Source organism: Paenibacillus praedii (genome assembly GCF_049725345.1).
GTDB lineage: Bacteria > Bacillota > Bacilli > Paenibacillales > Paenibacillaceae > Pristimantibacillus.
The window spans coordinates 41,338-64,435 of sequence record NZ_JBMWAM010000007.1; the positions used below are offsets into that span (position 1 = coordinate 41,338).

The following is a 23,098-nucleotide window of genomic DNA, read 5'->3' on the forward strand; positions in this document are numbered from 1 at the left end:
GCAGCACAATCCGGAATGGACAGAATTCGATATTTCGTGACAAATGCACCTCAAAACAAATTGCATTCAAGTGGGCAAATCGGATAAGGTTAGAAGAAGGATGCTTGATGTAAGCTCATATTATGCTAGAGCCCATGAATACAATTTGTCTGGAGGTTGTATGCTTGAAGGAGAGAAATTTTGCGCCGCTGGTGGCGCTTTTAACGGTTGTGCTGGTAGGGATCATTACGGTTTTGTTCTTTTTGCCTGCCTATGACGGAGAGGTTGGCTTCGATGTTGCGATTCTTCCGATGTTGAATGCGATCTTCAACTCCTTTACGTTCATAACGCTGCTCGTCGCTTTATTCGCAATTTTGAAGAAGAACGTACGGATGCATCGAATTTTCATCGGATTAGCCTTTACGTCTACGACTTTTTTCCTCATTTCGTATGTGACGTACCATTATTTGACGGAGTCAACCAAATATGGCGGCGAGGGATTTCTTCGTTCCATCTATTTCTTTGTTTTGCTTACGCACATCGTACTCGCAATCGTGGTGGTGCCGCTTGCGTTAATGTCGGTTGTGAGAGGACTGCAAATGAAGGTCGAGAAGCATCGCAAAATCGCAAGATGGACGATGCCGATCTGGCTGTATGTCAGCCTTACAGGCGTTGTCGTTTACCTGATGATTTCGCCTTATTATTGAGTAAATGAGTGAAGGGGTGTCCCTTAGGTCAGTTCAGACCTTTTGGGGCACCCCTTTTCGATTGCTACTTTTTGCCGCTCAGCTTGCGGCCGATCCATTGCTCGTAGGCCTGGCCAACGCTGCACATATCCAGCTCGTCGAGTCCCATCGCGTGACCGACTTGGAATTGGCTTTTGGTCGCTTCCAGCAGCGGCGTTGGCACATGCATGCTGTCCGATAGGACAGAGGCAAGCCTCAAATCTTTCAGCATAAGCTCGAGGGAGAACTGCACCTCATAATTGCTGTCCAGTAATTTCGGCCCCTTCATCTCAGCCGCTTTGCTTGCCGCTCCGCCGGACTGTACGAGCTCAAGGAACGCGCTGCCGTCGATTCCGCCGCTAGAAGCAATAGCCATGCCCTCAGCGAGCGCCACTACGTTAATACCGACGATTGTATTATGCGCCAGCTTTGCGATTGAACCGCTGCCGTTGGGACCCATCGGAATAACTTTGCGTCCCATAGCAAGTAAGATGTCTTCTACGGCGCCAATCGTTTCAACTGAGCCGCCAACCATGAATACAAGCGTCCCGGCTTCGGCTGCAGGCTTGCTGCCGGTTACGGGAGCATCAAGGAATGAAGCGCCAATGGATTCAGTCTCAGCTGCGAGCTCCTTCGCAAGCGATTCCGATATCGTGCTGCTATCAATAAGGATGTGCCCGCTGCGGGCTCCTGCAAAAATCCCGTTCTCTCCCCAATAGACCTCGCGGATAGCCGTATCATTGCTAATCATCGTGATGACAACATCAGAGGCCTGCGCAGAGGCTGCTGGGCTTGCAGCCTCCTTGGCCCCTAATCTCAGCAAGTGCTCGGTTTTGCCGGGTGTCCGATTATAGACGGTAACCTCGAAGCCCTTGTTCAGTAAATTAGCAGCCATTCCGATCCCCATCACGCCTAAACCAATAAATCCGATTTTTTTCATGATTATATCCTCCGCTCCAAAATGTTTTTTTATTTAGATTATACAGATTTTTCATCAAGTTTTCATGGTTTCGCTGCTTGTATTTATAATGCAAATCCGATATTGTAGATGCTAAGTTGAAAAACGTTATAAAAACGTATGCTTACGAAGCGGGTTTTGCTTCACAAAACTTTTAGGAGGTTTTTCGTTCAATGAGCAAAACGGTTAAGTTTGACTACAGCAAGGCGTTGACATTTGTCGGCCAACACGAGATCGATTATTTGACGGATTCGGTTCGCCTCGCGCATGAGCAATTACATAATGGAACGGGAGCAGGCTCGGACTACCTGGGCTGGATTGACCTTCCGACTAATTACGATAAAGAAGAATTTGCGCGCATTCAGAAGGCTGCAAACAAGATTAAATCGGATTCTGAGGTGCTGATCGTGATTGGCATCGGAGGCTCCTATCTTGGCGCACGCGCGGCGATCGAAATGCTGTCGCATTCATTCTATAATATTTTGCCGAAGGAAGAGCGCAAAACGCCACAAATCCTTTTCGCAGGCAACAACATCAGCTCCAACTACGTAACGCATTTGCTGCAGTTGATTGAAGGCCGTGATTGGTCGATCAACGTGATTTCGAAATCCGGCACGACGACTGAGCCTGCCATTGCCTTCCGCATTTTCCGTGCAGCGCTTGAGAAGAAATACGGTAAGGAAGAAGCCCGCAAACGCATTTATGCAACAACGGATAAAGAAAAAGGTGCTTTGAAGAAGCTATCCACAGAAGAAGGCTACGAGTCGTTCGTTATTCCTGATGACGTAGGCGGACGGTATTCCGTGCTTACGGCTGTAGGGTTGCTTCCGATTGCGGCTGCAGGCATCGACATCGAAGCGATGATGCAGGGTGCGGCTGACGCTGCTAAGGAGTACAGTAACCCTAACCTCGCGGAGAACGAAGCATACCAATATGCGGCTGCGCGCAACGCATTGTATCGTAAAGGCAAGGCAACCGAAATTCTCGTGAACTACGAGCCTTCGCTGCATTTTGTATCAGAGTGGTGGAAGCAGCTGTTCGGCGAGAGCGAAGGCAAGGATTACAAAGGCATATTCCCAGCCGCGGTTGATTTTTCGACAGATCTTCATTCGATGGGTCAGTTCATCCAGGAGGGTAACCGCAATATTTTTGAAACGGTCATTCAAGTGAAGGAAGTAGCTGAACAAATTACGATCGAGCACGATGCTGCGGATCTGGACGGACTGAACTTCCTGACAGGCAAAACGATGGACTTTGTAAACAAGAAAGCATTCGAAGGAACACTGCTTGCGCATACGGACGGACAAGTACCGAACCTAATCGTAAACATTGCCGACATGACGCCTTACTCTTTTGGTTACCTCGTCTATTTCTTCGAGAAGGCCTGCGGAATCAGCGGCTACCTGCTTGGCGTTAATCCATTCGACCAGCCAGGCGTAGAGGCTTACAAGAAAAATATGTTCGCGCTGCTTGGCAAGCCGGGCTTCGAGAAGGAAAAAGCCGAGCTGGAAGCAAGACTGTAATCAACCGGCTCGAACGGTATACGGGAGTAGAAGCCTATGATGCTCGATAAATATTCAACGGTCAGACAGCAGGCGAGCGCAGAGGTTGTTATCAAGAAATCTCGTTTCATCGGCCATGCGAAGCCTGTGGAGACGGAGGAGGAAGCGGTTGCTTTCATCCAGGAGATCAGGCAGCTGCACAAGCAAGCCACCCATAATTGTTCGGCTTATATGGTCGGGGAGAGGGATCAGTTCCAGAAGGCATCCGATGACGGAGAGCCGAGCGGTACGGCGGGCAAGCCGATTCTTGAGGTTATTAAGAATAAGGGGCTGAAAAACGTCGCCGTCGTTGTCACACGGTATTTTGGCGGTATCATGCTTGGGGCTGGCGGTCTTGTTCGTGCTTATACGGATGGGGCGGTTGCGGGCATTGAAGCAGCTGATGAAATCGTCAATGTGCTGCATCGCGAGGTTTTCGTAGATGTCGATTATACGTGGTACGGAAAGCTGGAGAATGAGCTGCACAGCAGAGGGACGCGCGTTGGCGGCACCGATTTCACAGATCGCGTCATTGTGCGCTGCTTGCCTGAAGCTCTTGAGGCAGAGACATTTATCGCGTGGATGACCGATCTGACGCAAGGACAGGCTGTTATTACAGAGGGTGAGAGCCTCTATTATATTGAAGGTGAATAAGGAGGAGGAGCATCAGCGCTGAGCTGATCTCCTTTCTTTTTTGTACATAAGGAAACCGGTCGTAAAATATGTATAAGAATAGACTATCGATTCGATCAAAATTTCTAAAATTAGCATTGACGTAATCTGTATTGGGATGCTACATTATTAATACCTAGTAACTTAATAGGAATTATGTCATTACTCGCTTTGTTATACCTACGGCACGAGCCGATGGTCTGGAGGTTAAGTCACAGTGAATGCATTGTTTCGCGGAAAAGGGTGGAGCTTCGGCTTCCGCAGCACGATTATGCTTTATTTTATCATTCTTATCGTATTACCCATCGTTGGCATTTATACGCAATCATTTTCGCTGGGCTGGACCCCATTCTGGGGAAGCGTCTCTGATCCTCTGGCTTGGAAAGCCGTACTGCTTACAGTGAAATTAGCGGTTATTGCAACGCTAATCAATATGTTTCTCGGGACGATGATCGGCTGGGTGTTAATACGCTATCACTTCCCTGGGCGCAGACTGCTTAACAGTCTGGTTGATCTGCCGTTCGCTTTGCCTACCGCGGTAGGCGGTCTTATGATTTTACTGCTGCTTGGTCCTAATAGCTTTGTAGGCAATTTGGCAGAAAAGTTTGGCATCGAGATTGTATTCCACGAGCCGGCAATCGTCATAGCGATGCTATTCGTGACATTCCCTTTTGTTATTCGGGCGATTCAACCGTTGCTTGAGGAGATGGACAAATCAGAGGAAGAGGCAGCTTATACACTAGGCGCTACGCGCACGAAGACATTTTTCAGCGTAATCTTTCCAACGATGCTCCCTGGTATTTTGAGTGGTGCGATGCTTGCATTCTCACGCGGTCTCGCGGAATTCGGGGCAGTGGTGCTGGTTGCGGGCAATATCCCAGGTAAAACGTTAATTGCATCGGTGTATATTTTTGGAGAAATCGAGAGCAGCAATCCGCAAGGAGCGGCGGCTGTGTCCGTTATGCTGCTAACGCTATCGTTTCTTATTTTATGGACCGTTAACCTCATTCAAGCTAGGAGGACGGACCAATGATGAGACGATTGTGGATTACTTTAACTTACGTTGTATTCGCTTTGCTGCTTATTGCACCGCTCATTAAGATTTTTACCGGCTCGTGGGCAGACGGCGTTGACGGCTTTGTTGAAGCCATTACGCGACCTCAGTCACTGCACGCGCTGATGATGACAGGAATTATAGTCGTTGTCGTTACCGCGCTAAACACGGTATTCGGCATCATGCTTGCGATGTATCTTGTTCGCGCCGAATGGATCGGACGCCGGATGAAGCGGCTGCTGAACAGCCTGGTTGATTTGCCGTTCGCGGTGTCGCCTGTTATCGGCGGTCTTATGATTGTTCTTATTCTTGGACCTAACACGGTTATTGGGGCTTTGTTCGAGGATGCGGGCTTCAAGATCGTATACGCGCTGCCGGGGATGATCCTCGCGACCTTGTTCGTGACGTTCCCGCTCATGGTGCGGGAGGTAATGCCAGTGCTTCAGGAGATCGGGGCGCAGCAGGAGGAAGCGGCCTCCACGCTCGGCGCTTACCCGTGGTATACATTCTGGAAGGTAACGTGGCCGTCGATCCGTTGGGGTGTCATCTATGGCGTCGTTCTGACGGTAGCTCGCTCGCTTGGTGAATTCGGTGCCGTGCTCGTCGTCTCCGGTAACATAATGAATAAAACGCAAACCGCTACTACGCTCGTTTATCAGGATGTCGAGAATTTCAATGTCGTCGCCGCCAACGGAATAGCGCTTGTCCTTGCGGCATTTTCCGTGGGACTGCTGCTTCTTATGGAATGGGCGAAAAAGCGAAAGGAAGTGCATTAAGCCATGCATATAGAAGTGCGGAATTTAGATAAAAGCTTTGGTGACTTTCATGCGGTTAGGGATGTAAGCTTTGAGATCGAGAAGGGTCATTTAATCGGCCTGCTCGGTCCGAGCGGCGGCGGTAAGACGTCTATTCTTCGGATGCTGGCAGGTCTCGAAACGCCGACCTCGGGAGATATTTTGTTCCATGGAAAACGAGTGAATGATCTCCCGCCTCAAGAGCGTGGAATTGGCTTCGTCTTTCAGAATTATGCGTTGTTCAAGCATATGACCGTTTATGATAACATTGCTTTCGGCTTGAAGGTTAAGAAGCATTCGAAGGAACAGATTCGCGAACGGGTTATGTACCTGGTAGAGCTTACGGGGCTTAAAGGCTTCGAGCACCGCTATGCGCATCAGCTATCCGGCGGACAGCGCCAGCGTGTTGCCTTCGCAAGAGCGCTTGCGCCAGAGCCGCAGCTGCTGCTGCTCGATGAGCCATTCGCTGCAATCGATGCGAAGATTCGGACCGAGCTTCGCACCTGGCTGAAGGAAATGATCGAGCGTGTAGGCATTACATCGATCTTCGTTACGCATGACCAAGAGGAAGCGATCGAGGTGGCTGATGAGATTATGATTATCAGTAAGGGCAAGCTGGAGCAGAAGGGTAGTCCTTGGGATATTTATAAAAATCCGCAAACCCCGTTCGTGGCTAGCTTTATCGGCGAGTCTACGATCGTGGATAACATTGCGGCGCTTAAAGGCTTCGAGGATGCGGCAAGTCGTCCAGGTACCAAAGCGCTTATTCGACCGGAATATATTGAAATCGGCAAACCGGGTGAAATCAAGCTGGCTTCCGCTACGCTTCCAGGAAAAGTGAAGCATCTGCATTTCCGCGGCAGCGAGTGGATGGTTGAGCTGCTGGTCGGCGATACGAAGCTGATTACCTATCGTTCATTGGAGAAGGAAGTGCTCCATCCTGGTGATCAGGTGAGCGTGCTTGTTCACCGTGCTTATTTGTTCAACGACAATGAAAGCTGGATTGAGGAAAACAAGCTGAAGGTCGATCCGATGCCTATTCACATTTAAAATATATAAATCCTGAAAAGAGTTGTGTGCGAACATGAGAATAAATCGAGTAACAGGCCAGCGCGTGCTCGTGCTGCTGCTTACGGCAGTGCTGCTGCTTACCGCGGCGGGTTGCGGCAAGTCTTCGCAGACAAAAGAAGAGGGCGCTGATTCTACCGTACAGGACGGCGATGTGACGCTTGTCATCGGTGCCTATTCGGTTGTGAAGGACGCTTTTGCCGAACTGCTGCCCGAATTTCAAGCCTATTGGCTGAAGGAAACCGGTCAGAAGGTTACATTCCAGGAATCCTATGAGGCTTCAGGCACGCAAGCACGTGCGATTGCAGGCGGCTTCGAAGCAGATGTAGCCATTCTTGCGATGGAGGGCGACCTGGATAAAATAGCTGATGCCGGCTTTATCACGCATGATTGGAAGGCTCAGAAAAATAAAGGCTTTATAACAAGCTCGCTTGTTGTGATAGGGACACGTGCGGGCAATCCGCTTGGAGTGAAGGATTGGGAGGATTTGGCACGAGAGGGCGTTAAGGTGCTTTATCCGAATCCGAAAACCTCTGGCGGAGCACAATGGGATATTAATGCAATCTATGGCGCGGGACTTAAGAAATCCGAGGAGGAGACTGGCACTAAGGACCCTGACTATGCCAAAAACTTTCTGAAGGCGATTCACGCCAATGTAGAATCGCTCGACAAAAGTGGACGCGCCTCCATGGCCGCATTCGAATACGGCGTCGGCGATGTCATCGTAACGTACGAAAACGAGCTGCTGGCCCGCATTAAGAAGGGCGTCGAATATCATATCGTCATTCCGAAGAACACGATATTGATCGAGAATCCGGCCGCCGTCGTCGATAAGAATGCCGACAAGCACGGAACGCGTAAGGTGGCGGAAGCATTCATAGCTTACCTGCATACGGAAGAAGCGCAGCGTTTGTTCGTCGAGCATGGCTTCCGCGCGGTAAATGAGAAAGTGGCGGCTGACACTGCGGACCGTTATCAAGTGCCGGAGGGGCTGTTTGATATCTCTTATTTAGGAGGCTGGCCGGAGGTTAAGGCGAGCTTGTATTCAAAGAAGGGCATTTGGTATCAGGTGCTGGCGGATTTATAGCATGTCAAAAAGCTCCCTGGGTAAAAACCCAAGGAGCTTTCTTTTTACCTTATTTTTCAAAACATCGGGAAGACGTAGCGCACTAAGAAGTATAAGGCACCAAAGAATATAACGAGATATGCAGCATATTTGATGAATGTAGAAGCTACCATACTGGAATCGGATTTTTTCTCCACGTGGCGTTCTTCGATCTCAACATTTCTGTTTTGCGTTGTCATATTGAACACTCCCCTTTATGGATTAGTTGACTATTATTACCCCGGTAATATTGCATTGAAACATTTCGCTGCAATCAGAAAATCGCAATCGTATAGTCGAACCTCTGTTTGTTTAATATTCCCTGATTACGGGTAATAGTTAGTCCATACAAACATGATGATCTTATGGACCTTGAAGCTGTGAGGAGGAGAATGTATGACTGTGAAAATAGCGATTGTCTATTATAGCTCTACGGGCACGAACTATAAGCTGGCGTTAGCTGCTAAGGAGGCTGCACAGAAGCAAGGAGCTGAGGTAAAGCTGTTTCGGGTGGCGGAGCTTGCTCCCGAGGAGGTTGTAGCCTCTAACACGGCTTGGAAGGAGCACTTGGAAGCTACGGTAGAGGTTCCGATTGCGACTCCTGACGATCTGGAATGGTCCGATGCCATATTATTCGGAACGCCGACGCGCTTTGGCAATGCAGCTTCGCAGCTTCGCCAATTCATTGATACGACCGGCGGCTTGTGGAGTAAAGGAAAGCTGGAGAACAAGGTCGTCTCGGCGTTCACCTCTACGCTAAATCCGCATGGCGGACAAGAAGCGACGATCCTGTCGCTTTATACAACGTTCTACCACTGGGGGGCCATTGTTGTTACCCCTGGTTATACAGACTCTGTATTATTCAAGTCGGGCGGCAATCCTTCCGACACAAGCGCGACCGTCGATGAGAACGGCAACTTTGACACTGCTGTATTGGAAGGCGTGAAGGTGCAAACGAAACGACTTCTCGATGTTGCAGAGCTGCTGCATAGATAAACACATCGCTATTTTTAACTTCATGTTTCGTTATTGATAAATAAGTCCAAATAATGCTAGGAAGCAGGTTCATGCCTTCTGGCATTTTTTTGGTTGGGAAGCTGCTGAGATGAGCTAAACGTACTGAAAATGGCATCCAGCTGCGAATGTATATAAAAAAGAAACAGGATGGATCATGGGGGAACGGATATGAAAAAAAATAAACGATTTAAGCTAAGAAAAATAAATGTAAAGCACTTGATCATTTTTGTCGCGGCAATGCTTGTCGTGACGCTGCTGGGCGGCTGGGGGACCTTCCGGATGATGGTCAATGCGCAGGATGTCGCTCAGTTGAGCATGCCGCTTCCGGCTGCGACGATCTTGTATGACCGGGAAGGGAAGGAGGCAACTCGCATTTCCTTCAATAAAATTGAAGGAATCGGATATAAAGATATTCCGCAGCATATGATTGATGCCGTTGTCGCTGTTGAGGATAAACGTTTCTTCGAGCATGACGGCATGGATTTACGGGCGATTAGCCGAGCGCTTGTAACCAATGTTACGGCAGGCGGAACTGTCCAAGGAGGAAGTACAATAACGCAGCAGCTTGCCAAAAACGTCTTCCTGTCGCATGAAAGAACCATTTCAAGAAAATGGGATGAAGTGCTGCTGGCAAAGAAAATCGAAGAAAGCTACAGCAAGCAGGAAATTATGGAGATGTATTTGAACCAGATCTATTACGGCGAGGGAGCTTGGGGAATCAAGAGAGCTGCTTACACCTATTTCGGCAAGCAGGCCAGCGAGCTTACGATAGCCGAAGCCGCCCTGCTTGCGGGCATTATTAAGGCTCCTTCGGCGATGACGCCTTATAAGCATGCAGAGCAAGCGAAGGAACGGCGAGATGTTGTTCTGCGTCTTATGCTGGAGCAGACTCTGATTAGCGCGAATCAGTATACTGCGGCTGTAAAAGAGCCGATAAAGCTGCTTAGTGCGAGGCCTAATCGAGTTGATGATATTCTCTATCCTTATTACGTAGACGAAATCATTCGCGAGGCTATCACCCAATATGGATTATCGGAAAATGAAGTGCTGCAGGGAGGTCTGCGAATCTATACCGCGCTCGATACTAAAATACAGCAAGCGGTTGAGCAGGTTTATACGCAGGAATCGCTGTTCCCGCAAAGTGCGGCGGATCAGCTTATACAAAGCGGTACGGTGCTGGTCGACCCACGCGACGGAGGCATAAGGGCGCTTGTAGGAGGAAGGGGAGAGCAGCCATTCCGAGGCTTTAATCGTGCGACGCAGCTGAAGCGGCAGCCGGGCTCAACGATTAAACCAATTGCGGTCTATACGCCTGCGCTGGAGCAAGGCTATCAGCCTTCGGATGAGCTGATGGATGAGCCGATAAATATAAACGGCTACGAGCCGCGTAACGCTGACGGTCGTTTTCACGGAGAAGTATCGATCTACGAAGCACTCATAAACTCTTATAATATACCAGCAGTAACACTGCTTAATGAAATCGGCATCGATAAAGGGATGGAGGCTGCAGGGCGCTTCGGTATTCCTTTAACAGCTGAAGACCGGACGTTAGGTCTTGCTTTAGGCGGACTTCATGAAGGCGTATCGCCGCTGCATATGGCCGAGGCTTATGGTGTCTTTGCCAACAATGGAATCAAGATAGATGCGCATACGATCACTCGGATTGAATTGGCCGATGGTACCGTTCTGGCTGAATTTCAGGGTTCAGCCGGAGAACAGGTGACGGAGCCTTCAATCGCTCATACGATGACTGCGATGCTTGAAGGCGTTATTAAAGAAGGCACCGGCACGGCAGCTGAACTGACAGGGCGACCGCTTGCAGGAAAGTCCGGGACGACACAAATGTCAGGAACCTCGGGTTATGGCGCTAAGGATAACTGGTTTGTCGGCTATACGCCTCAGCTTGTCAGTGCGGTTTGGTTAGGTTATGACAAAAGCGATAGCGATCACTATTTGACGACAAGCTCGAAGGCCGCAGCCGTCATTTTCCAGGCTGTCATGAATGAGGCGATGAAGGATGAGCCGGTTATCCCGTTCCCCGCTGCTCCTCAATTACTTCCGAGCAAGAAGAAAGACAATGGGTGGAATGATGACGAGGATTGGAAAGATCGGGAAGATAAACGCGACCGCAAAAAAGAGAAAAAAGATCAGAAAGAAAGAAAAAAATGGGAAAAAGAACAGAAGAAGAGAGAAAAGGATAGAGAACGTGGTCGGGGAGACGACAACGATGACGATGGTAACGACTAGATGTATAACTGCTCTCATGACAATAACCAGCCCATATGGGCTGGTTATTGTCATGAGGAGCGGTTGATTATCGTCCCAAGCTGGAACAGGAGCAGAATGTAAGAACCATTGCGTGATCGACGGTTTGTCCCTCTATTTTTTTGTCTTCTTTTAGCATTGCGGGCAGATATGTTATTCTGTTGAGATAGGGGGTGTTATTGAGCCCTATTCTAATGTAGAGCTTCGTTAATAAGCAGAACTTGATTTTAATGAAGTATAGAGGGTGGGCTGGATGAAGGACATTAACGATTACATACAATTACATCTCAGCTTCGACACAGCAGGCAATGAGATTGAGGTGCTGGATGTCACGCAACTGGATGAGAACACGTATAAAATTGAGGAAAATCCTGTTTTTACGGAAAAGGTTACCTTTGGGGATGTCATTAAGGTCAAGCCTATGAAGGATATTGCTATTTATATAGAAACCATTAAAAAATCGAATTTTAAGAGATATAACTGGCTGCTAAGCAAGGAGGTCATTTATTCGTTGGAGCTGAAAATATTGAAGAATAAGATACTTGACTGGAATGGAAAATCCGAGCAGGTTTTTGGCGGCATATTTATTGTTAATTTGCCAGATCACTCCTCTATTAATATTCATGATGAAGTGCAGAAGGTTATTAAGACGGTGCAAAAATAAGCTTGGAGGAGGCGCATAAGATGGAGCTTGGACTGAGGGATAAGGTGGCGATCGTCACCGGAGGGAGCAAGGGGATTGGATTCGCTACGGCGATGCTGCTTGCCGGAGAGGGTGCAGAGGTAGCGATTATTGCCAGAGAGCCCGAGTCGTTGAAAAGCGCTGCGGAGCAAATTAAGAAGACGACGGGCAAGGAGGCTTTGGTTATTCGTGCGGACGTATCCGTTCATGGCGAAGCGCAAAGAGCTGTGGCTGAAACGGTGGAACACTTCGGCAGGCTGGACATACTCGTAAATAATGCGGGTACATCGGCCGCGCGGCCATTCGAGGCGGTTGGAGAGGAGGCTTGGACGGCAGACCTGGATCTGAAGCTGCTCGGAGCTGTACAGTTTGCGCGAGCGGCGCTCCCTCATATGCGCAAAGCTGGCGGAGGCGCTATCGTCAACGTAACGGCGATCGGAGGGAAGACGCCATCCGCTTCATCGCTGCCTACTTCGGTCAGCCGTGCGGCTGGACTAGCGCTTACGAAAGCGATGAGCAAGGATCTTGCCGCAGACGGCATCCGCGTGAATGCGGTTTGCATTGGTTTAATCCGAAGCGCTCAAATTGAACGGATGTGGCAGGCAAAGGCACCGCAGCTCACGTGGGAGGAATTTGCGAAGAGTCCGCAGCATGGTATTCCGCTTGGCAGAATCGGGAACGCAAAGGAAGCAGCGAATGTGATTGGCTTTCTTGTTTCCGAAGCTGCCTCCTTCGTTACGGGCACGGCCGTCAATATTGACGGAGGGATTTCATCTGTCCTATAGAGTTAAATGCCTCATAAATAAATGGTGTTTGATTAATTCGCAAAAGTATACTACCATTAGATTATAATTATTCTAAAAGAAAGCCTTTACATAATTGGGCAGCTATCTTTAAGTAATTGGCTTTGTTATAAAGGGAGGTATCTATGCATAATGAGCATCACAGCGGAAATGGATCGAATTAATCGTCACATGATGGCAAGCGGATACAAGTTAACGACACAGCGTGGAATCATATTACGGGTGCTGCTTGAAAACGAGCAGGATCATTTGAGCGCGGAGGGCGTATTCATGCTTGTGAAGATGAAGTTTTCGGAGATCGGCCTCGCGACCGTCTATCGTACACTTGAACTTCTGGCCGATCTGAATATCGTGCAAAAGATGAATTTCGGCGACGGTGTGGCTCGTTATGACCTTCGCGGTGAGGATCACGAGCATATGCATCACCACTTAATATGCGATGAATGCGGCTCGCTGCACGAAATTAAAGAGGATTGGCTGTTTGAACTCGAACAGCGGCTTGAGCGCGAATACGGCTTTACAGTAACCGATCATCGTTTGGATTTTACGGGTACTTACAAGCAGTGCAGCAGCGGCGGCGCTTGCAAAAGAGAATGTAAAGCGGTGTCCTGATTTCAGGGCTCAACCATTGGTATAAAAGGGAGTCTATCCATCAGCTAGATGGATAGGCTCCCTTTGCTTGTTTACAGGAGGTGATCTTTGCATTAATGAATAGCGGCGTGTTTAAAATGATGGAGCTATTTCCGATATTATTTTATGACTAAGCGGTTAGGACGGACAGTTAAGGCTGCTTCGATACGTATTAGGCTATGTGACATTATGAGGGGTGAGAGAATCATGCTTGCAGATGCTGTTCTAAAAGAATTGATTACACAAGCGCAGCAAGGAAATGAACAAAGCAGGCAGCAGCTTATTCATTATAATAAGCCGTTCGTGGAGCGGGCCACATCTAAAATTTGCAAGCGGATAGTTTCATGGAATGATGATGAAATGAGTATTGGTCTTATTGCGCTTAACGAAGCCATTGATAGATACGAGAGCTCTCAAAATGATAATTTCCATCGTTATGCGACCATTATCATACACTCCAGACTGATCGATTACTACAGAAAAGAAGGACGGCAGCAAGCTGCAATGAGCTTGGATGCACTGGTGCAATTTACGGAATTTGAAGAATTTGAAGGAAATCCAGCTGAGATTAAGCAGTCCTGGCAGCAATATCATGAACAAAAGCAAATTCAAGAGCGTGTAGAAGAAATACATATATACAGCGAGAGACTCGAGGAGTTTGGAATTTATTTCGAAGAATTAGAAGACGCTTCTCCTGATCGGGCAGACGCAAGGGGGAATTTGGTGCAAATTGCTTACGAATTTGTCCAGCGCACAGATTTAGTTGAAACGCTCTTGAAAACGAAACAGCTTCCGCTTAAGCAGGTCCTTGGTTTTACCAATGTTAGCCGCAAAACGGTGGAACGGGGCAGAAAATATTTGATCGCTCTTATCGTTATTCTTATTGCAAAGGATCTTCCTCATTTGACATCGTCGATAGTATTCCCAGATTTAGCAAGGAGGCGGAAGTAATGCTCGAAACAAGCGGACTTGTCATGAAAGTTACCGATAAATTTATCGTAGTATTGTGTGACGACGGTAAATTTCGCAATCAGCCCCTAATGAAAAATAATCCACTTGTTGGCGAACGGATAACGGTTCCTATCATGCGCAAAAAACAAATTTCGACTTCCTGGCTATTTGCGGCAGCAGCATGCGTGTTCATTTTTTTTGGAGCTATTGTATGGGCGCAGACGATGAAGCCGCAGTATGATCAAGTAGTAGCGATCGATATCAATCCAAGCCTCGAGCTGTATTTAAATTCAGATAGAGAGGTCATGAAGGCAGTTCCTTTAAATGCCGACGCGGAAAAGCTGTTAAAAGAGCTTTCACTCAGGAAATTGCAAATTGAAGATGCCGTTGAACAGGTGCTGTCTAAATCGATTGCTCTCGGGTATGTGGAAAAGGGCAAAGAAAATAATATTGTGATTACTATTGTGAAAATAAGAGGGAAATCCGAAGTAGATGCTGCGACTATTGAGGCAGTCGTTGCAAAAACTCTTCAATCGAATCATTTGGAAGGGACTGTAAAAATCGAGCATGCAGACAAAGTCGTATACGAGCAAGCCTTAGAAAAGAAGCTGTCTCTAAATGAATGGCTGTCGATCCTGCAATCGGAGCAGCTAGAGATGCCAATTGATGTTGAAATGTATACACCTATACCAGAGAAAAATGATTCAAGGCCTGTGACAGGGGGAAATACAATCCCCTCTTCTCCTGCTACAAATTCAGAACAACAGTCGGAAAAATTAGTAATTCCCGATGAAAATACAAATAAACAGACGAATCGTTCTCAGTCTTCGGCAGTCGATGAGGATATAGAAGTCGCAGAGGATGCAGAAATCGATGAGGAAGCAGACACAGATGAGAAACCCGTCAGCAAAGGGGATTTTAAACTGAATAAGGGAGCTGGCAGCTCAAATAGGCCGGATAACAGTGCGGAAACTGGCACTGCCGAGAAGGCTCAAGATGATGAGAAAGACGATGTCTATGAGCAAGCAGAACACCACGAGGAATCGGAAGACATTGAGATCCCGGATAGACCGGAGGACGACTCTAAGGAAGCAGAGGGTGAGGAGGAGGAAGACAAAATAGAAGATATCGTATATCCAGACGACTCATCGGATGAGGGAGCTTATAATAATGAGGACGATAATTGGTCCGATTCCAATCGTGATTACGCTACCTCGAATAATAGCAATTCTTCTAAAAAGTAAGGTTTTTTATTGAAAATAATAATAAATATTTTGGACCGACCCCCAATTTCGCAAAATAACCGACGTATTAATAAATAAGAACAATAAATGACATAAAAAAGTGGAGGTAATTATTGGATGAAAAAACAACTAGCTGTAGTATCCCTCGCAGCAATTTTGGCTCTTACCCCGTTGTCAACCGGCTTTGCACAGTCAAGCGTAAGAACGGAATGGAAAAGTGGCACATCCCAGGAAAGAGCTGCATCGAGTGTGACTGCTTCAACGTATTCTGATACTGGTTCGTGGGGACCAGGTAAGGGTGACTGGGACGATGAGGACCGTGAGGACGATACAGACGAAGTAGATGTAGATGAAGATCAGCTGGATAAAGATCGCGAGCATGAGGAAGCGGATAACGAGTTATTTGATTTAATTGAAGAAGAAGTTGAAGCTGCGATAGACGAGCTGGAGGAAGCGCTGGAGTCTGATCCGGATAATAAACGCTTGTATGCCGAGCTTGCCTTACATTATCTAGCGATCGGTGAGCTAAGTGATGCTCAGGAGGTTGTGGAGAAATTGATCGCCCTTGACCCGGAGGGGTATCTGTCCTTTATCGTGCAGGCAGAGCTGGCTGAAAGCCAGGGCGATTTAAGCGAGAAGCAGCTTTATTTGGAAAAAGCGGTTGAGAGCAATCCGTCCAGCTCGGTTGCCCGTTACAAATTGGGTGAGACACTAGCGAATGCAGGTGAATATGACGATGCTATCGTTCATCTAATGGTGGCTGCTGCATTGAATCCGAAAAATTCCGAAATATTTGAAGTGTTAAGCAAAGCATATGTAGAAACGGGAGATTCGGAGATTAAAGCATTTGTAAACGGCCTAGTCCCTCATTTCGACCTCAAGCCATTCGTAGAAGGCGGACGTACATTAGTTCCATTCCGTGCGATTTCAGAGGCTCTTGGAGCAAAGGTAGACTGGGACAGCGTTAATCAGCAAGTTACAATTAAAAGTGGAGAGATCACAATTGAATTAACGATTAACAGCAGTGTAGCGCTTGTGAACAATCAAGAGATTAGCATTGATACCCCTGCGATGCTCGTAGATGGCCGTACAGTCATTCCATTACGTTTTGTCGGTGAAGCGCTCGGTACGAAGGTCGAGTGGAAACAGGAAAGTAAAATGATCGTTATATCAGAAATTAGTGTCGAAGGAAATGTGGAAGCATCATAGAGGAATAGAATAAAGAAGGAGCTTCTCTGGGTCAAAAGCCTAGAGAAGCTCCTTCTTTGTTTTAGTGATTTCTGTTGGAGAAGTCATTAGTTGTCAGAAAATGTTCATTCGATCATGTATAATAGTATAGTACCTTAGTACGGATTCATCTTAAATAGAAAAGAGGGAACATGATGGACCATGTTCATGGAACATATGATGGTTTTTTAGTTATATGTTCATATATTATAGCAGTGGTTGCCGCCTATACAGCGTTAGATTTGGCAGGCAGGGTAAGCGCATCTAAAGGAAACAAGCGCCGTGGCTGGCTGTTATTCGGGTCTGCAGTGATGGGGATGGGAATTTGGTCGATGCACTTCGTAGGTATGCTCGCTATTTCACTGCCAATGATAATCGTTTATGATCTGGTCGTCGTGCTGCTCTCGGTACTGGCGGCAATCGGAGCTGCGTATATTGCGCTGTATGCCGTTGGACGAAACGAATTAACTAGGCGTCAGCTAATTGTAGGCGCGCTTCTGCTCACTGCGGGCATTTCAATGATGCATTATGTCGGTATGGCCGCCATGCTTGTTCAAGTGACCTATCATCCGTTCCTCTTTATTCTATCCATTCTCATTACGTTCGGCGCATCGATTACCGCATTGTGGCTGACATTTTATTTCCGCAAGGGAGAACAGCAGGGAGAGTTTTGGAAGAAGCTTGGCAGCGGGGCAATAATGGGTGCCGCCATTGCGGGGATGCACTACATGGGGATGTGGGCAGCAAATTTCCATGGCGGAAGCAGGAGAGCGATTTTTTATGGCATTATTCTTGATCAAAAGTGGCTTGCTTATTTTATCGCAGGCGGCATATTGTTCACGCTTGGTTTGTCTCTTGCTGGCATTTATATTTCGAAAAAATTGGCAGGCAAGGATACGGAGCTGGAGCAAAATGAGAAATGGTATAAATCTTTATATGAAAATAGTCAGGACGGCATCGTCTCGGTAGACCTGCAGTATCGCGTGATCAGCTTTAATGCCAGAGCTCTCGAAATGACTGGGTTTGACAGGGAGCAGGTGAAGCATCAGCTGATCAGTTCGCTCGATACAATTATTGCGGCGGAGGATCGGGAGCAAGCAAGAGAAATGTTCTACCGCTCGTTCCAAGGAGAGACGTTAAACCACGAGACCTCCATTATTCGACAGGACGGGCAGCGACTTGAGCTCAGCGTGACAAATGTACCTGTTATCGTTGAAGGCAAGGTGGTAGGCAGTTATATTATTTTTAAGGATATTACCCAGGAGAAGCAGGCGAAGGAGAAGATTAACCATTTAGCGTTTCACGATGAGCTGACAGGCCTGCCGAATCGCAGGCTGTTCAATCAATCAATCATTGAAGCGATAAAAACAAGCAGTGAGCTGAAATCGAGTTTTGCCGTCATGCTACTTGATATCGATCGTTTCAAGATAATCAATGATTCGCTGGGACATTCGTTCGGCGATCAGTTTCTGAAGGAGGTAAGTAACCGCATCAGCCTTTGCGTATCCGGTTATGATGTGATGCTGGCTCGTGTGGGCGGCGATGAGTTTACGCTTCTTTGCCGTCATTACGATAAGGAAGAAGTGATTAGCGAAATAGCGGAGCAGATCATTCATACCTTCCAAGCGCCGTATCGGCTTCAGGGCATCGAGTTTCATGTATCTGCCAGCATTGGCATTGCTTTGTTCCCCGTTCACGGGGGGGATGCGTTTCAACTGCTGAAGAATGCGGATACAGCGATGTATGAGATTAAGAAAAAAGGAAAGAATGGATACGAGTTTTATTCGAATGAGCTGGATGAGCAGCTGTTGGAAAAAATTGAGTTGGAGGGAGATTTGCGAAAAGCGATTGAGCGGGACGAGCTGTTGCTGCACTATCAGCCGCAAATAAGGACGGCGGATAAAAGCATGATAGGGATAGAAGCGTTGGTACGCTGGAATCATCCTGAGAAAGGTTTATTATCTCCTGGTGTATTTATACCGATTGCAGAGAAAACAGGGCTCATTTACGATTTAGGAGCTTGGGTGCTTCGTAAAGCGTGCAGTCAGATGCGGCATTGGCATAATGCGGGAGGACCGCTCATCCCGATATCAGTTAACCTGTCTTCACAGCAATTCCATCAGCCTCATCTTGCGGAATACATAAAAACGATTTTGGATGAGACAGGCCTTGAACCGCATTATTTAGAGCTGGAAATAACAGAGAGTATGATGATGGATCCAGGCATATCAACAAGCATTCTAAATCAATTACATGAGTACGGCATTCGAATCAGTCTTGACGATTTCGGAACGGGCTTCAGTTCGCTCAGCTACTTGAAGCTGTTTCCGATCCATAAGGTCAAGATCGCTCGCTCGTTTATTCGAGATATTACAGAAAATAATAACGATAGTGCTATCGTCACAGCAATCATTTCAATTGCAGAGCATTTAAATATGGAGGTCATTGCCGAGGGTATTGAGACGAAGGATCAGCTTGAAATTCTGACCGATAAGGATTGCGGGAAAATTCAGGGCTATTACTTCAGCAAGCCCTTGTCGGCCAATGATGTGGAGCAGGCGTTTTTTGTGCCGGGGCGCCCAGCTAAGGGGTACCCGAATCCAAACCTTGTCTAACACCTTTTGCTCCTGGGTGAATCCCTGATTGTAGGAGACGACGATTGGAGGAAGCCCAATGTACCTCAGATATCCATCACTACAGGGGGACAGCGATATCGGCCGCGTCTAGCTGACTGCCTAAAACTTTATATTTTACAACTTCGAAGCTTCCTTGTAAGTCGTCGAGCATGTCTTGCATATGCAAGCTTTACCACGTTTCTCTTCGGGGACAAGCGCCAACAGCCCTTTCGGGAAATGCTCATGGAAGCACCAGCATTCAACGCCCTGTTCCTTAACGTCCTTCACACCGCAATGGTTCGGTTCACCGCAGATTGGACACTCCAATTCAAAAAGCTCCCTTCTCCAAAAGGAACAGCCCTTTCGTTCGAAGCGAAGGGGCTGTTTCACTTTTTATAGCGATTTTTTTAAGATTCGGCAGAAGTGTTCAGCACGAATTTCTCGATTGCATGGCGTACGCCTTCTTCGTTGTTCGTGAGCGTGACATAGTCCGCGATGTCCTTCAGCGATTGAATAGCGTTGCCCATCGCTACGCCAAGACCGGCTGCTTGAATCATTTCATTGTCATTCCATGCATCGCCGAGGGCAATTGTCTGGTCCATAGTACAGCCGATGTGCTTGGCCAGAAAACGAAGAGCATGTCCTTTTGTACCTTCTTTATGCATAAATTCCAAGTAATGCGCTTTGGATTTTGTAATATGGACACGATTTCCAATCAGCGGCTTTAGCTGCTCCGCAATCTCGTCAAGACGAGCAGGCTCGTCGATCATGAGCATTTTGTTCATCGGGTAATTGATCAACTTATTGAAGTCAGGCTCTATTTTGTATGGAATGTTGGAAAGCTTGGAATAGGCCTTGATTTTGTCATTGTCCTCAGTGCCGTATAGCTCATCGTTTACATATAGCTGCAGATGAAGGCCATTTGCCTCTGAGAAAGCATGAAGCTCCTTGGCGGCATCAGTCGGTACATTTCGTTCGTAAAGCACCTCTCCGCCGAGCAGCGTTTTGACGAGTGCTCCTTGATAAGTAATAATAGGAACATTGAGTTCTATTTGTTTGGCGATTTTCTGGGCGGAAGCAAACATACGGCCGGTTGCCAGCGTAACCATAACCCCCTTCGCAATGGCAGCTTCCATAGCTTGCTTTGTGCCTTCTGTAACGATTAGATCATCCGTTAACAATGTATCATCAACATCAATAGCGATTAGTTTATACATGCGGTGATGCTCCCTTCAAGCTCTCTTTAATATAGGCTAGGTTGATTGTAGCGAAAAAGCGGTATACATACAAGACTAAGCGCTTGCATTCGAAGTCAGCAGTGCTTCACAAAACTAAGCGTTTAAGGAGACTAGTATATGAAAATTTTTACAACAGAAGCAGCGAAGCAGCGGTTCCTGTCTCTCTGCGTGCTGGGAGCTATATTGTTCATGGCTATCGGGTTTACCATTGGAGTGATGTGGACGGGCAATCGTTATCCGATGCTTGGCGAGCCAGCGTTCCAGCAATTTACGATGTCTTATAACAAAATTATGAATGATTACTTAAATGGCGCTGAGCCAAAGGAATTGCTTAACGGAGCGACGGTAGGTATGGTAGCCTCGCTGGAGGATCCTTATTCGCGTTATTTAGTGGAGGAGCAGGGCGATGCTTATACCCAGTCCTATGAAGGTCAAATTTATGGGATCGGTGCGGAAATCAGGGAAGAGGAAGGTCAGTTTATCATTACGAATCTAACGAAAGGCGCGCCAGCAGAACGCGGAGGGCTGCTTCCTGGCGATATCATAACTTCTGTGAATAAGGAGCAGATGGGCGGGAAAACCTTTCAAGAGCTAATCGGGGTAATCCGAGGAGAAGAAGGAACGTCTGTGTTGCTGCAGGTGCAGCGTCCTGGCCAGACCGAGCCAATTGCGCTCACGCTGAAGCGGGAAGCGATCCCGATCCATACCGTTACCTCGGAGCTGCTTGACGGAGGAATCGGGCATGTTACGATCACCCGTTTTGCCGAGAAAACAGCCGAAGAGTTCGCCGCTGCGCTGGAGGACCTGCAGAAGCAGCAGCCGCTTAAAGGCTTGCTTCTGGACATGCGCTCCAACCCTGGCGGGCTGCTGCAGCCTACGCTGCAAATTGCGAATAAGCTTATACCTAAGGATAAAGTGATATTGGATGTCGTGTACAAAAACGAGCGGCAGACGATTACGTATAAATCGAAGCAGGAGAAGGAATGGACCGTTCCTGTTGCCGTATTGGTAAACGGACAGTCCGCCAGCGCGAGCGAGGTGCTGACAGCGGCGCTCAAGGAATCGGCAGGCGCGACGGTTATCGGTGAGAAAACCTACGGCAAGGGCGTTGTCCAGGCTTTTAACCAATTTAAAGACGGCTCCGTATTAAGCTTGACGGAAGCGCAGTGGAAGACGCCTGCAGGAACATGGCTGAATGAAACAGGGGTTATGCCGGATATTGAGGTAGAGCTCCCGGCCTATACGAAGCTTAGACCACTTGCGATCGGCACAGATATGAAGCTGGGCAGCTATGGCGAGGATGTGAAGACGCTGCAGCTGATGCTGCGCGAGCTTGGCTACGAGCCGGTTGGTCAGGAGGGCTACTATGATGAACAGACCGAGAAAGGGATTCGCAGCTTCCAGGAGGCCGAGCAGTTGGAGGTTACCGGCGAGTTTGACGATAAGACGGGCTACCTGCTGCTTGACCGGCTTCGGGAAAAGCTGGAGAGAGAGGATAATCAGCTGCTTAAGGGGTTGGAAGTATTGCGCAAATAAAAGCTTATTATCCGGCTGAAGCAGCATCGTCACAAACTTACTGTTGACAACGGGGATGATAATCATTATCATCTAATAGAAAGCAAATACTTCGTTGCGCTGCGGGGTGACTCGGATGAAGAAGATCAAATATTGTAAACGTAATTTAAAGAATGGATTAAAGCCGATCTACAAGGCCATGAAGGAGCGGTATCCAGATATTAAGCAGAAGAAGAGTGACTGCTTAGGCAATTGCAAGACCTGCAAGCTGGAGTGCTTCGTTGTCGTCAAGTCCAAAACGGTAAGCGCACCGTCGGCTGACCAGTTGTATAAACGCCTAAAAAAAATGATCGGTTAACGATTAAAGTTGAATATTTTTACATAGAACGGCATTTGCCGTTCTTTGCTTTTATGTTAGAATAAGTACAAACTAGGAAAGCTGAGGTGCACGAGCTATGAATGATAAATTAGCAGAAGCGTTAAATGAGCAAATGAATTTTGAGTTTTATTCTGCGCATGTGTATCTTGCGATGGCAGCGTATTGTTCCGGCGAAAATCTTGAAGGCTTTGCCAATTTCTTTATTGTTCAGGCTGATGAAGAAAGATTTCATGCGATGAAAATATACAAGTTTATAAATGACCGCGGTCGTCGCGCGACGCTCTCCGCACTGGGAGAGCCACACAACGACTACAATTCCATTCTGGATGCTTTCGAGCAGGGTTACGCGCATGAGCAGCAGAATACAAGTCGTTTCTATAACTTGTCGGATCTCGCAATGAATGATCGCGAGCATGCGACAATCAACTTTCTGAAGTGGTTTATTGACGAGCAAGTTGAAGAAGAGGCGCTGTTCGATAACATTATTCACAAGCTGAAACGGATCGATAAGGACAGCAACGCATTTTATATGCTGGATGCGGAGTTTGCTGGCCGTACGTTCACGGCTCCGCCGCTATAATCAATTCATAGCATGCTAAGGGGATGTCCTGCCAGGTATGATCGATACCGTGGGAC

Annotated in this window: 22 protein-coding genes; 19 read left to right on the top strand and 3 right to left on the bottom strand. The window is 47.5% G+C overall.

Annotation, left to right across the window (positions count from 1 at the left end; all coding sequences use genetic code 11):
- The first annotated feature begins 134 nt into the window (after positions 1-134).
- Positions 135-686, top strand: coding sequence for a DUF420 domain-containing protein (locus tag ACO9K6_RS08635; RefSeq protein ID WP_424767151.1), 552 nt, complete (start codon positions 135-137; stop codon positions 684-686).
- Positions 687-750: 64 nt separating this feature from the next.
- On the opposite strand, the gene ACO9K6_RS08640 is transcribed toward ACO9K6_RS08635, so the two are convergent.
- Positions 751-1,644, bottom strand: a complete 894-nt coding sequence (locus ACO9K6_RS08640; protein WP_424767152.1) for an NAD(P)-dependent oxidoreductase — start codon at positions 1,642-1,644, stop codon at positions 751-753.
- 191 nt (positions 1,645-1,835) lie between these two features.
- On the opposite strand from ACO9K6_RS08640, the gene ACO9K6_RS08645 reads away from it, so the two are divergent.
- The 15 genes from ACO9K6_RS08645 (at position 1,836) to ACO9K6_RS08715 (ending at position 19,330) form a co-directional block, all read left to right on the top strand.
- On the top strand, positions 1,836-3,185 hold the full coding sequence (locus ACO9K6_RS08645; protein WP_424767153.1) for a glucose-6-phosphate isomerase: 1,350 nt from the start codon (positions 1,836-1,838) through the stop codon (positions 3,183-3,185).
- 39 nt (positions 3,186-3,224) lie between these two features.
- A complete protein-coding gene (locus ACO9K6_RS08650) occupies positions 3,225-3,857 on the top strand; it encodes a YigZ family protein (protein WP_424767302.1) in 633 nt (210 codons plus the stop codon).
- Between the two features lie 235 nt (positions 3,858-4,092).
- On the top strand, positions 4,093-4,908 hold the full coding sequence (gene cysT / locus ACO9K6_RS08655; RefSeq protein ID WP_424767154.1) for a sulfate ABC transporter permease subunit CysT: 816 nt from the start codon (positions 4,093-4,095) through the stop codon (positions 4,906-4,908).
- On the top strand, positions 4,908-5,705 hold the full coding sequence (locus ACO9K6_RS08660; RefSeq protein WP_424767303.1) for a sulfate ABC transporter permease: 798 nt from the start codon (positions 4,908-4,910) through the stop codon (positions 5,703-5,705). Before cysT ends, ACO9K6_RS08660 begins: the two co-directional genes overlap by 1 nt.
- 3 nt (positions 5,706-5,708) lie before the next feature.
- Positions 5,709-6,773 (top strand): sulfate/molybdate ABC transporter ATP-binding protein, encoded by a 1,065-nt coding sequence (locus tag ACO9K6_RS08665; protein ID WP_424767155.1) that lies wholly within the window; start codon positions 5,709-5,711, stop codon positions 6,771-6,773.
- A 34-nt stretch (positions 6,774-6,807) separates the two neighbouring features.
- Positions 6,808-7,878: a sulfate ABC transporter substrate-binding protein gene (locus ACO9K6_RS08670; protein ID WP_424767156.1), complete on the top strand. Its 1,071-nt coding sequence runs from the start codon at positions 6,808-6,810 to the stop codon at positions 7,876-7,878.
- A gap of 414 nt (positions 7,879-8,292) precedes the next feature.
- Positions 8,293-8,892 (top strand): NAD(P)H:quinone oxidoreductase, encoded by a 600-nt coding sequence (gene wrbA, locus ACO9K6_RS08675; RefSeq protein WP_424767157.1) that lies wholly within the window; start codon positions 8,293-8,295, stop codon positions 8,890-8,892.
- Between the two features lie 189 nt (positions 8,893-9,081).
- The gene (locus tag ACO9K6_RS08680) at positions 9,082-11,160 is read left to right on the top strand and encodes a transglycosylase domain-containing protein (RefSeq protein WP_424767158.1); all 2,079 of its coding nucleotides are present in this window, start codon (positions 9,082-9,084) and stop codon (positions 11,158-11,160) included.
- Between the two features lie 271 nt (positions 11,161-11,431).
- Positions 11,432-11,842, top strand: coding sequence for a hypothetical protein (locus ACO9K6_RS08685; protein WP_424767159.1), 411 nt, complete (start codon positions 11,432-11,434; stop codon positions 11,840-11,842).
- Positions 11,843-11,862: 20 nt separating this feature from the next.
- Positions 11,863-12,645: an SDR family NAD(P)-dependent oxidoreductase gene (locus ACO9K6_RS08690; protein ID WP_424767160.1), complete on the top strand. Its 783-nt coding sequence runs from the start codon at positions 11,863-11,865 to the stop codon at positions 12,643-12,645.
- Positions 12,646-12,795: 150 nt separating this feature from the next.
- On the top strand, positions 12,796-13,275 hold the full coding sequence (gene fur, locus ACO9K6_RS08695; RefSeq protein WP_424767161.1) for a ferric iron uptake transcriptional regulator: 480 nt from the start codon (positions 12,796-12,798) through the stop codon (positions 13,273-13,275).
- A gap of 225 nt (positions 13,276-13,500) precedes the next feature.
- On the top strand, positions 13,501-14,244 hold the full coding sequence (sigI, locus tag ACO9K6_RS08700) for an RNA polymerase sigma-I factor (protein ID WP_424767162.1): 744 nt from the start codon (positions 13,501-13,503) through the stop codon (positions 14,242-14,244).
- Complete coding sequence (locus tag ACO9K6_RS08705) at positions 14,244-15,488, top strand: anti-sigma factor domain-containing protein (RefSeq protein ID WP_424767163.1); 1,245 nt, start codon at positions 14,244-14,246, stop codon at positions 15,486-15,488. The genes sigI and ACO9K6_RS08705 overlap by 1 nt, the downstream gene beginning before the upstream one ends.
- Before the next feature lie 117 nt (positions 15,489-15,605).
- Positions 15,606-16,697, top strand: coding sequence for a stalk domain-containing protein (locus ACO9K6_RS08710; RefSeq protein WP_424767164.1), 1,092 nt, complete (start codon positions 15,606-15,608; stop codon positions 16,695-16,697).
- Positions 16,698-16,870: 173 nt separating this feature from the next.
- Positions 16,871-19,330 (top strand): EAL domain-containing protein, encoded by a 2,460-nt coding sequence (locus ACO9K6_RS08715; RefSeq protein WP_424767165.1) that lies wholly within the window; start codon positions 16,871-16,873, stop codon positions 19,328-19,330.
- A 135-nt stretch (positions 19,331-19,465) separates the two neighbouring features.
- Here the strand turns inward: ACO9K6_RS08715 and ACO9K6_RS08720 are convergent, their stop codons facing one another.
- Complete coding sequence (locus tag ACO9K6_RS08720) at positions 19,466-19,657, bottom strand: cysteine-rich CWC family protein (protein ID WP_424767166.1); 192 nt, start codon at positions 19,655-19,657, stop codon at positions 19,466-19,468.
- 80 nt (positions 19,658-19,737) lie between these two features.
- Positions 19,738-20,547, bottom strand: a complete 810-nt coding sequence (locus tag ACO9K6_RS08725) for a Cof-type HAD-IIB family hydrolase (protein ID WP_424767167.1) — start codon at positions 20,545-20,547, stop codon at positions 19,738-19,740.
- A gap of 138 nt (positions 20,548-20,685) precedes the next feature.
- Between ACO9K6_RS08725 and ACO9K6_RS08730 the strand changes: the two genes are divergently transcribed.
- The 3 genes from ACO9K6_RS08730 to ACO9K6_RS08740 all read left to right on the top strand — a co-directional run bounded on the left by ACO9K6_RS08730 (position 20,686) and on the right by ACO9K6_RS08740 (position 23,042).
- Positions 20,686-22,104 carry a S41 family peptidase gene (locus ACO9K6_RS08730; protein WP_424767168.1) on the top strand — a complete coding sequence of 473 codons (1,419 nt, stop codon included), beginning with the start codon at positions 20,686-20,688 and terminating at the stop codon, positions 22,102-22,104.
- 115 nt (positions 22,105-22,219) lie between these two features.
- Complete coding sequence (locus ACO9K6_RS08735) at positions 22,220-22,441, top strand: DUF1450 domain-containing protein (RefSeq protein WP_424767169.1); 222 nt, start codon at positions 22,220-22,222, stop codon at positions 22,439-22,441.
- A gap of 97 nt (positions 22,442-22,538) precedes the next feature.
- Entirely contained in the window at positions 22,539-23,042 is a 504-nt protein-coding gene (locus ACO9K6_RS08740; RefSeq protein ID WP_424767170.1) for a ferritin, read from the top strand.
- Positions 23,043-23,098: the final 56 nt, after the last annotated feature.